Source organism: Geodermatophilus obscurus, assembly GCF_900143215.1.
Taxonomy (GTDB): Bacteria; Actinomycetota; Actinomycetes; order Mycobacteriales; family Geodermatophilaceae; genus Geodermatophilus; species Geodermatophilus obscurus_A.
In genome coordinates this window covers 26,157-34,805 of the sequence record NZ_FRDM01000037.1, presented here as the reverse complement: position 1 = coordinate 34,805, position 8,649 = coordinate 26,157, and the positions used below count along the sequence as shown (strand labels likewise).

Genomic DNA, 8,649 nt, shown 5'->3' with positions numbered 1-8,649 from the left:
GGGGGGCGGAACTGTCCCGGCGGGGGCGGCCACCCGGCGGCGGTGGCGATCCGGGCCGGCCGCCGGGCGCATCGAATCCGCGCCGAACCGCTCGACCGGCCCGATCGGTGCCATGGTGTGGAGTCCATGTGGCGACGGCGCGTGACCTCGCCACTCCCCGTATCGGGAGGAGCAGGTCATGGTCGTGCTGCACACCGCGATAGCCATCGCCGTCATCGTGCTGCTCATCATCAGGATCAGGATCGACCCGGTGATCTCGCTGATCATCGGGTCGCTCTATCTCGGCCTGGCGACCGGGGTGGGTTTCACGGCGACGCTGACCGCGATCACCACCGGCTTCGGCGAGATCATGGGCGAGGTCGGCCTGCTGATCGGCTTCGGCGTGCTGATCGGCGCGATGCTGCACGCGATGGGCGCCTTCCGGAAGATGGTGACGATGCTCGTCGACCGGGTCGGCGCGCCCCGGCTGCCGTACGCGATGACGGCGGCGATGGCGACGATCTTCCCCTCGATCTACGTCGACGTGCAGGTGGTGCTGGCCTCTCCGGTGGCGCGCTCGACCGCGCCGTTCATCGGCCGGACCGGCCTGCCGCACATGTCCGGGGCGCTGGGCACCGGGATCTTCGCCGGCTACGTGTTCGTGATTCCGGGGCTGGCCGCGGTCTCCATCGCCGGCCTGCTGCAGATTCCGCTGGGCACCTGGCTGCTCTACGGCCTGGTGCTGGGGCCGGTGACCGCGCTCGTGACGACGCTGGTCTTCCGGGTGCTGCTGCGCGGCCGGTACTGGAATCCGGCCAGGGACGAACACGTCGATGAGGCGATGGTGGAGCAGGAGACCACCGAGCTGGTCGAGGACGACAGCGCGGCGCCGGCGCTGCTGGTCTGCCTGCTGCCCATCCTGGTGCCGCTGGTGCTGATCGCGTTCGGTGCCTTCGCCGAGCTGCTGGAGTTTTCCAACGACGTCATCGCCTTCCTCGGCGACGCGAACTTCGCGCTGTTCGTCGGCCTGGTCGGTGCCTACGGGCTGTGCCGGCGCGCGCTGGGCTCGGCGGGCACGGACACCGCGATGAGCGAGGGCTTCCACACCACCGGCGCCATCCTGCTGATCACCGGCATCGGCGGGTCGCTGGGTGCGGTGATCGGGGAGACCGGGCTGGACACGATCCTGGCCGGCCTGTTCTCCGCCGACGCGGGGGCACCGGTCATCCTCAGCATCCTGCTCGCCTGGTTCATCGCGGCGGTGCTGCACCTGGCGATCGGGTCGGTGTCGGTGGCGGCCATCACCGCCGCCGGGATCATCGGCCCGGTGCTCGGGTCGATCAACGTCGCGCCGCTGGTCATCGGTCTGGCCATCGCCTCGGGCGCGATGTTCGCCCTGCAGGTCAACAGCAACTTCTTCTGGATGTTCAAGTCGCTGCTCGGGCTGTCCACCCAGGGCACCTTCAAGACCCTGACGATGGTCACCTCGGTGGCCTCGGTCGTCTCGCTGCCGATGGTCATGGCGGTGGCGCTCATCGCCTAGGGCGGCGGTCGGCGGGTGGGTCCGTCCACGCTGCCTCGAGACGTGCGGGAGCTGGGCTGCCGCGCGCTAGCCTCGCGGGAGGACCGAGTCCGAGGACCGGAGGTCCGGGATGCGCTTCGTGTTCAGCCCTCCTGCCGAGGCGGCGGCCGATCTGCTGACCCTGCCCTGGGACACCCCGCTCTCGCAGTGGACCGACGACCGGATCGTCGAGATCCCGCAGCACGGGCGTTCTCGCCACGTCGTCCGGTTCGTGGCCGAGGCCGGACGGGTGTTCGCGGTCAAGGAGCTGCCCGAGCAACCCGCCCGCCGGGAGTACGAGGTGCTGCGCCGGCTGCAGGAGCTGGGCATCCCGGCGGTCGAGGTCATCGGCGTCGTCGTCGACCGGCCCGGCGACCAGGAGGCGGTGCTCGTCACCCGCTTCCTGGACTACTCGTCGTCCTTCCTCGCCCTGTTCGCCAACCCGCGGGGTGGGCAGCTGATCGACCGGGTGATGAACGCCCAGGTCGAGCTGTTGGTCCGCCTCCACCTCGCCGGCATCGTCTGGGGCGACTGCTCCCTGGCCAACACCCTGTTCCGGTTCGACGCCGGGACATTGGCCGCCTACCTCGTGGACGCCGAGACGGGGGAGGTGCACGAGCGCCTCACCCGAAGTCAGCGGGACCACGACACGGAGGTCGCCTATGCGCGGGTCGTCGGCGAACTGACCGACCTGCGGGACAGCGGCTCCCTGGCCGGGGACCTCGACCCGGCTCTCGCGGCGGCCGACCTGGTGGCGCGTTACGAGCAGCTGTGGAGCGAGCTGACCAGCGAGGAGGTGATGCCACGCAGCGAGCAGCAGTTCCGCGTCGCCGAGCGCATCCGCCGGCTCCAGGACCTGGGCTTCGACGTCGGCGAGATGGACCTCGTCGACGACCCGGCCGGCGGGAGCCGACTGCGCCTCACCACCCGCGTCGCCGAACCCGGGAACTCCCGGCGGGCGCTGTTCACCCGGACCGGGCTGGACGTGCGCGAGAAGCAGGCCCGCCGTCTCCTCGCCGACATCGCCGGCTACCGGGCCGGCCTCGAACAGGTGGAGGACGGCCCGGTCTCCGAGACCGCGGCCGCCATCCGCTGGCTCACCGAGGTGTACCAGCCGGCCATCGCCGCCATCCCCGCGCACCTGCGCAGCCGGCTGGACGCCGCCGAGATCTTCCACGAGATCCTCGAGCACCGGTGGTTCCTGTCCGAGGCGGCCGGCCGGGACGTCGGGATGCAGGCCGCGGTGCGGGACTACGTCGACCGTGTGCTGTCGGCGGTGTCGGGGGACCTGCTGACGCCGACGCCACGGACCGCCGACCAGGGCCTCGCGCCCCGGTGAGCGACCGCTCGCAGGGGCCGTCCGGCCGTGCTCCGGGCGCGAGGTGTCACGCGGGTGTCACGGACTCATGTCGACCGCGATCTTCACCTGCCCCGGCCTGGGAGCGATCGCGGCGCTGAAGGCCGCCTGCACGTCGGCGACGGGGTGGACGTGGCTGACGTAGCAGTCGCGCAGGGCAGGGTGTGCCGCCAGATACCGGCCGGCGTCCGCCAGGACCCGGCGCCGCTCCAGGGTGACGCCCGAGCGCAGGATCAGGTTCTTGCGCAGGAAGGTCATCATGTCGAAGGGGTAGACCGGGTCGTCGGGGACGCCGAAGTAGAAGACCTGACCGCCGGGCGCCGCCGCGTCCAGTGCCGGCTGCAGCGTCGAGATCTGGTGGCCCACTGCCTCCACCACCACGGACGGCCGGTCGGCGTCGGACAGCGAGCCCGCCCACCGCTCGGCCCGGGCGGTCACCATCTCGTCGACGCCGAACGCGGACGCGACGTCGCTGCGGTCCACCGGGTCCACGCCGGTCACCCGCGTCGCTCCGCGGGCCTTGAGGACGTGGCTGAACAACAGGCCGATCGGACCCTGACCGATCACCCCGACCGTCTGACCCGAGACGTCACCGAGCTGCTCGACGGCGTAGAGCACGCAGGCCAGGGGCTGCAGCATGACCGCGGTGGTGGCCGGCAGACCGGTGTCGTAGCGGGCGAGGCCGTCGCCGTCGGTGACCACGAGCTCGGCGATGCCGTCGAACATCGACGCCCAGCCCACGACGAGGTCGCCGGGGGAGTGCTCGGGGTGCCGGCTGGCGACGACCTCCCCGACGATCTCATGCATCGGGAAGCCCGGCGCCCGCGTGGCCCCCAGCCGTCCTCGGCGGCCGGGTGCGGCCACACGCCGCCGCGGAAGTTGGGCAGGTCGCTGCCGCAGATGGCGCCGGCGCGGGTGGCCAGCAGCACGTGCCCGGGCGGCAGGGCCGCGGGATCCGGGGCCGCCACCTCGACCTGCTCGAAGCAGAAGGGACCGCGCAGCGTCTGTGCCCACATGGGTGTCCTCCGTCCTGTGCGGCGTGCCGGTCTGCTCCGGTTCCTGCACCGCCGGGCTGCCTGCTCAGCCTGCAGGACCGCGGCGGTCGAGCGCGGCCGTCCGCGCCCGGAGGCTCGTGCCGGACCCTCGTCCACGGCTCGACGTCGCCGACGAGGTGGTGGGAGGACTGACAGCTCGAGGCGCCGCAGGCGGGTCCTGGTCACGGCTCCTCGTGGGCCGAACCGGACCGGTGGGCGTCCGGTGTGCCGTACGTGCTGCTCCCGGCAGTGCGGGCACGGCGGGAGTGGACCGGTGCCGGGCGCAGGCGGCGCAGGGTCACGCCTCGGGCCGGGCGGCCCTTCTCGGCCGGGGTGCAGGACGTACGACGAGGACCGGGCACGGCGCGTAGTGCTGGACCCGCTGGGCGGTGCTGCCGACGAGGATCACGTCGCTGAGACCGCGTCCTCCGGCCGCGACCACGATCAGACCGGCGTCGTGCTCCGTCGCCGCCTTGATGATCTCCGCGGCGGGTGACCCACTGCGGAGCTGCCTGCCGACCGGCGGTCCCCAGCCGTCGAAGACGGCCGCCACCGCGTCGACGGCACGCTGCGCCGCCGCCCGGAAACTGCCCGTCCCCTCGCCGACCTCGTGCTGCTCGTCCTCGGATATCTCGTCGGCGAAGGCGACCGAGGCCAGCGGCCGGATCACGGCTACGACCGAGATCCCGGTGATCTTCGCGGGGTCCGCGAAGGACGTGAGGTGGTGGGCCGCGGCCAGCGACTGCGGCGACCCGTCGGTGGCGACGATGACGTGCATCTCAGGCGTCCCTCCGAGAGGCGGCTTCGGGGTCGCCGCGCCTGGTGCCCGGGGGGCGGTTCCGCGAGCCGGCGGCGTACTCCACGAGGAACAGAACGACGCCGATGGCGATCAGGGCGGCGCACCAGATCAGCGACGTGGGGTCGTCGTAGATGGAGAACCCGAGGATGGCCAGGTTGCCGACCAGCCCGACGATCAGCAGAGGTGTGTTGGCCCGGAAGGTGTGCTCGTTCTCGTCCTGCCCGCGCAGCTTGAGGCATGCCACGATCACCAGGGCGTAGATGGCCAGGAGGAGGACGACGGTCACCAGGGCGAGCCGGTTGACCAGGTCGATGCCGCCACCGGCCTCGAGCACGATCGTGCCGGTGATCAGCAGCGCCGCGACCACCGCCGCGCTGAAGAGCAGCCCGACCCACGGGCTGCGCCGGGTGGCGTGGATCTTGGCGAAGACGCCCGGGACGACGTCCTCCTTCGCCATGCCGTAGAGGATCCGCGGCTGGGTGACGATCGTGACCAGGGTCGTGTTGGTGATCGCGATCAGCGCGATGATCGAGAACAGCGTGGTCATGAAGTCGGTGGAGAAGGGCAGGATGCCCTGCCGCACGACTTCCAGCAGGGCTGCGTCGGAGCTCGCGAGCTGGTCCACGGGCACCGTGAGGGCGGCGGCCATGGAGACCAGGACGTAGACCGTGCCCGCGACGACCATGCCGCCGACGAGCGATCTCGGGAAGGCCCGGTGCGGGTCGATCGTCTCCTCCGCGACGTTGGCCGTGTTCTCGAAGCCGGTCATCGCGAAGAAGGAGTAGGCGATACCGGCGAGGACCGCGAGCGCCGGGTTGCCGGAGACGCTGATGTCGGCGAGGACGCCGAAGTCGGCGTCGCCCTGGGCGATGTACCAGACGCCGATGACCATCACGATGACGAGGCCGGAGATCTCGACGAAGGTCATCACCATGTTCATCACCACCGACTCGGTGATGCCGATGAAGTTGACGACCACCAGGGCGAGGACGAAGACCAGCGACACCAGCAAGGCCGGCGGCCCCTCCCAGAGGGTGGCGAAGTAGGAGGCGAAACCGGTCGCCAGCGATCCCGTCGCCGCGAAGCTGGCCGACAGGAACGAGACAGTGACCAGGAACGTCAGGGCCGTGCTGCCGAAGGCCTTCTTGACGTAGAGCGCGGCACCGGCTGCCTGGGGGTACTTGGTCACCAGCTCGGCGTAGGCCGCCCCGGTGATGGCCGCGACGGTGACGCCGAGGGCGAACGCGATCCAGAACGCGCCACCGACGGCGGCGGCGACCAGGCCGATCAGGACGTAGATCCCGGAGCCCAGGACGTCACCGAGGGTGTAGAAGAACAGCTGCTTGGCGGTGATCGATCTCCGGAGGCCGCTGTCCTCGTCGTCGACGGTGCCGGTGCTGGTCTCGGCCACGAGGTCCCCGCTTCGTCGAGGGCGAGCTGCTGACGCGTCCACGGAAGCGCCATCCGGGCACCGGGGCAACTCGGGCGGGACCCGGTCCGGCAACGACGAGCCCGAGCTCGGCGGATGCCGAGCTCCGGCACCGCGGGGTGGCCACGGGGACCACCGTCGGGACGGCGGTGAGGGCAGCCGGCCGGTCAGGTCCTCGGCTGGGTTCCCGCCTCGTGCGGCGCGGCCCGTCGACGACGGGCCATCGAGGAAGTCGGCGCGACCTCGGGGATCGTGCGACGCAGCGCGCGGGCCGGTGCGCGGACTTCCTCCTAGACGGCGTGGCAGGGGCCCATGACGTGCCGGCGTCAGCCGCCGTACCGCAGGGCGGGGTGGCCCACAGCAGAAGACCACCGACGCTCGGTGCGATGACCTGTCGGCCAGCTGAGACGGGCCGGCGTGGACGCCGTCACGGCGTTCAGCGCGGTCGACGGTGTGGAGGCCCTGTCCCGAGCAGGCAGCCGCCGTGCGGCTCGCACCAGCCCGGTGGTGACGAGTGCGTGACGCGACGGTGACGCGCTCCCAGCATGGTCGCACCGCGGAGAGGGGCGACGGATGCGGATGCCACTGGCGGGCGGACAACGGTCCTCTCCGTATGGCGACTGCTGCACGGTGTCCGGAGCCGTGGTGGATCCGTCGGGACCGCCGACCGTGCGTTTCCAGTCCGTCGTCAGGGGTCGGTCACGGGTCGTCGTCGGCGTGCTGGCCGCCGCCAGCCTCGTCGCCGGATGCGCGGTGATCGGTCGCCTGCTGACCGCGGACATGGGTCCCGTCGACGGACTGAGCTGGTGGGTAGCCCGAATTGCAGTCTTCCTGGTGGTCGCGGTGGAGGTCGCCCGGCTGCTCCAAGTGGGCTGCCTGGCCTGGTTCGCGTCGGCTGCCGAGGACCCGGTGCCGATGCGGCCGGAGGCCGACCTACGGGTCGCGCTCCTCACCACGATCGTGCCCGACAGGGAGCCCGTGGACCTCGTCGCTCGCACCCTGGCGGCGATGCGGGAGGTCCGGCACACCGGTCGGCTCGACGTCTGGATCCTGGACGAGGGTGATGACCCCGACGTCCGCCGCGTGGCCGAGGGGTTGGGCGTCCACCACTTCAGCCGCAGGGGGCACCCCGAGTTCAACAGGCCGAGCGGACCGTTCCGCGCCCGCACGAAGGCGGGAAACCACAATGCCTGGCGCGCCCTGCACGAGGCGTCGTACGACGTCGTGGGGCAGATGGACCCCGATCACGTGCCCTTGCCGTGCTTCCTGGAACGGACCCTCGGGTACTTCCGTGACCCCGACACGGCCTTCGTCGTGGCGCCGCAGGTCTACGGCAACATGTACGAGGGCTTCGTGCCACACGCTGCCGCAGCGCAGTCCTTCGTGTTCACCGGCGTCATCCAACGCGGCGGGAACGGTCTGGGGACACCACTGCTCATCGGGACCAACCACCTCTACCGCGCCGCTGCCTGGGCGGCCATCGGTGGATACCAGGACTCACTGATCGAGGACCACCTGACCGGTCTCACGATCTCGGGCACCGTCAACCCGTCGACGGGGCGCAGGTGGCGGGGCGTCTACACGCCCGACGTGATCGCGGTCGGGGAGGGTCCGACGAGCTGGACGGACTTCTTCAAGCAGCAACGGCGGTGGGCCTACGGCGTCATGGACATCGTGCTGCGCCACTCGCCGCGGCTCATCCCGCGGTTGGCGCCCCGTCAGGGCCTCGCCTACCTCCTCCTGGAGTCCTTCTACCCGGGGTGCGCGATCGCATGGGCCTGCGGCAACGCGGCGACGGCCGTGTACCTCCTGGGGATCGCCCCTCCGTCGCTGAGCTGGTGGTGGGCCGCTGCGTGGTTCTGTGCGGTCTCGTCGGCGCTGGCCCTGCTCGGGTGGCTCCGCCGCTACGACATCGCGCCGCACGAGCGGGCCGAGTACGGAGTACGGGGGATCTTCGCGTCCCTGGTGTCCGGACCCGTCTATCTCTCCGCAGCGGTGCAGGCACTCCTGCACCGCCCGCTCGGGTACGCGGTGACCCCCAAGGGTGATCTGGCCAGCCGCGACACGGTCCGGACCTTCACGTCCCACCTGACGTGGTGTGCCGTGGTCGGCGGGGCGGTCCTCGTCGGGGCGGGAAGCGGGCACCTGGAGCCGCTGCGCCTGGGGTGGGCGCTGCTCACCATCGTCGCGTGCGGGGCTCTACCCGGTGCCCTCCTCATCGCCCGTGTGAGGTCGCACGGGCTCCGGACCAGTCGGTCCCGTGCCGCTCGACCCGCTCTCCGGCGGTCCTCCGGGGTGTGACCGGCCAGCCCCAGCCGATCCATCCTGGCGACCGCCGGTCTCATGGTGGTGACCGGTCCCGCAGTCCAGCTCTCGGCCGTCGTCCGGAGCGAGTCCCGGTTCGGCGTGCAGCAGCACGTGCACGCCCGCGACGCGGCACCCGTCCCGGCGGACGTAGTGCGCCGCCGTCAGGCCGGCGACGGACCGCGC

6 protein-coding genes are annotated in these 8,649 nt (G+C 71.6%); 3 read left to right on the top strand and 3 right to left on the bottom strand.

The annotated features are described in order from the left end of the window. The first annotated feature begins 178 nt into the window (after nucleotides 1-178). Together BUB17_RS21175 and BUB17_RS21170 are read left to right on the top strand one after the other, a co-directional pair. On the top strand, nucleotides 179-1,522 hold the full coding sequence (locus tag BUB17_RS21175) for a GntP family permease (RefSeq protein WP_072918734.1): 1,344 nt from the start codon (nucleotides 179-181) through the stop codon (nucleotides 1,520-1,522). A gap of 109 nt (nucleotides 1,523-1,631) precedes the next feature. Next, nucleotides 1,632-2,879 (top strand): DUF4032 domain-containing protein, encoded by a 1,248-nt coding sequence (locus BUB17_RS21170; RefSeq protein ID WP_072920655.1) that lies wholly within the window; start codon nucleotides 1,632-1,634, stop codon nucleotides 2,877-2,879. A gap of 57 nt (nucleotides 2,880-2,936) precedes the next feature. Here the strand turns inward: BUB17_RS21170 and BUB17_RS21165 are convergent, their stop codons facing one another. The 3 genes from BUB17_RS21165 to BUB17_RS21155 form a co-directional block, all read right to left on the bottom strand. Continuing rightward, nucleotides 2,937-3,704: a zinc-binding dehydrogenase gene (locus tag BUB17_RS21165; protein ID WP_208983556.1), complete on the bottom strand. Its 768-nt coding sequence runs from the start codon at nucleotides 3,702-3,704 to the stop codon at nucleotides 2,937-2,939. A 525-nt stretch (nucleotides 3,705-4,229) separates the two neighbouring features. Continuing rightward, entirely contained in the window at nucleotides 4,230-4,709 is a 480-nt protein-coding gene (locus tag BUB17_RS21160; RefSeq protein WP_072920654.1) for a universal stress protein, read from the bottom strand. A 1-nt stretch (nucleotide 4,710) separates the two neighbouring features. Then, a complete protein-coding gene (locus BUB17_RS21155) occupies nucleotides 4,711-6,141 on the bottom strand; it encodes an APC family permease (RefSeq protein WP_072920653.1) in 1,431 nt (476 codons plus the stop codon). Nucleotides 6,142-6,828: 687 nt separating this feature from the next. Between BUB17_RS21155 and BUB17_RS21150 the strand changes: the two genes are divergently transcribed. Continuing rightward, nucleotides 6,829-8,460 carry a glycosyltransferase family 2 protein gene (locus tag BUB17_RS21150; protein ID WP_072920652.1) on the top strand — a complete coding sequence of 544 codons (1,632 nt, stop codon included), beginning with the start codon at nucleotides 6,829-6,831 and terminating at the stop codon, nucleotides 8,458-8,460. Nucleotides 8,461-8,649 lie beyond the last annotated feature (189 nt).

Coding starts and splice junctions, on each gene's coding strand:
- BUB17_RS21170 (WP_072920655.1), top strand. CDS start 1,632: ATGCGCTTCGTGTTCAGCCCTCCTGCCGAGGCGGCGGCCGATCTGCTG.
- BUB17_RS21160 (WP_072920654.1), bottom strand. CDS start 4,709: ATGCACGTCATCGTCGCCACCGACGGGTCGCCGCAGTCGCTGGCCGCG.
- BUB17_RS21165 (WP_208983556.1), bottom strand. CDS start 3,704: ATGCATGAGATCGTCGGGGAGGTCGTCGCCAGCCGGCACCCCGAGCAC.
- BUB17_RS21175 (WP_072918734.1), top strand. CDS start 179: ATGGTCGTGCTGCACACCGCGATAGCCATCGCCGTCATCGTGCTGCTC.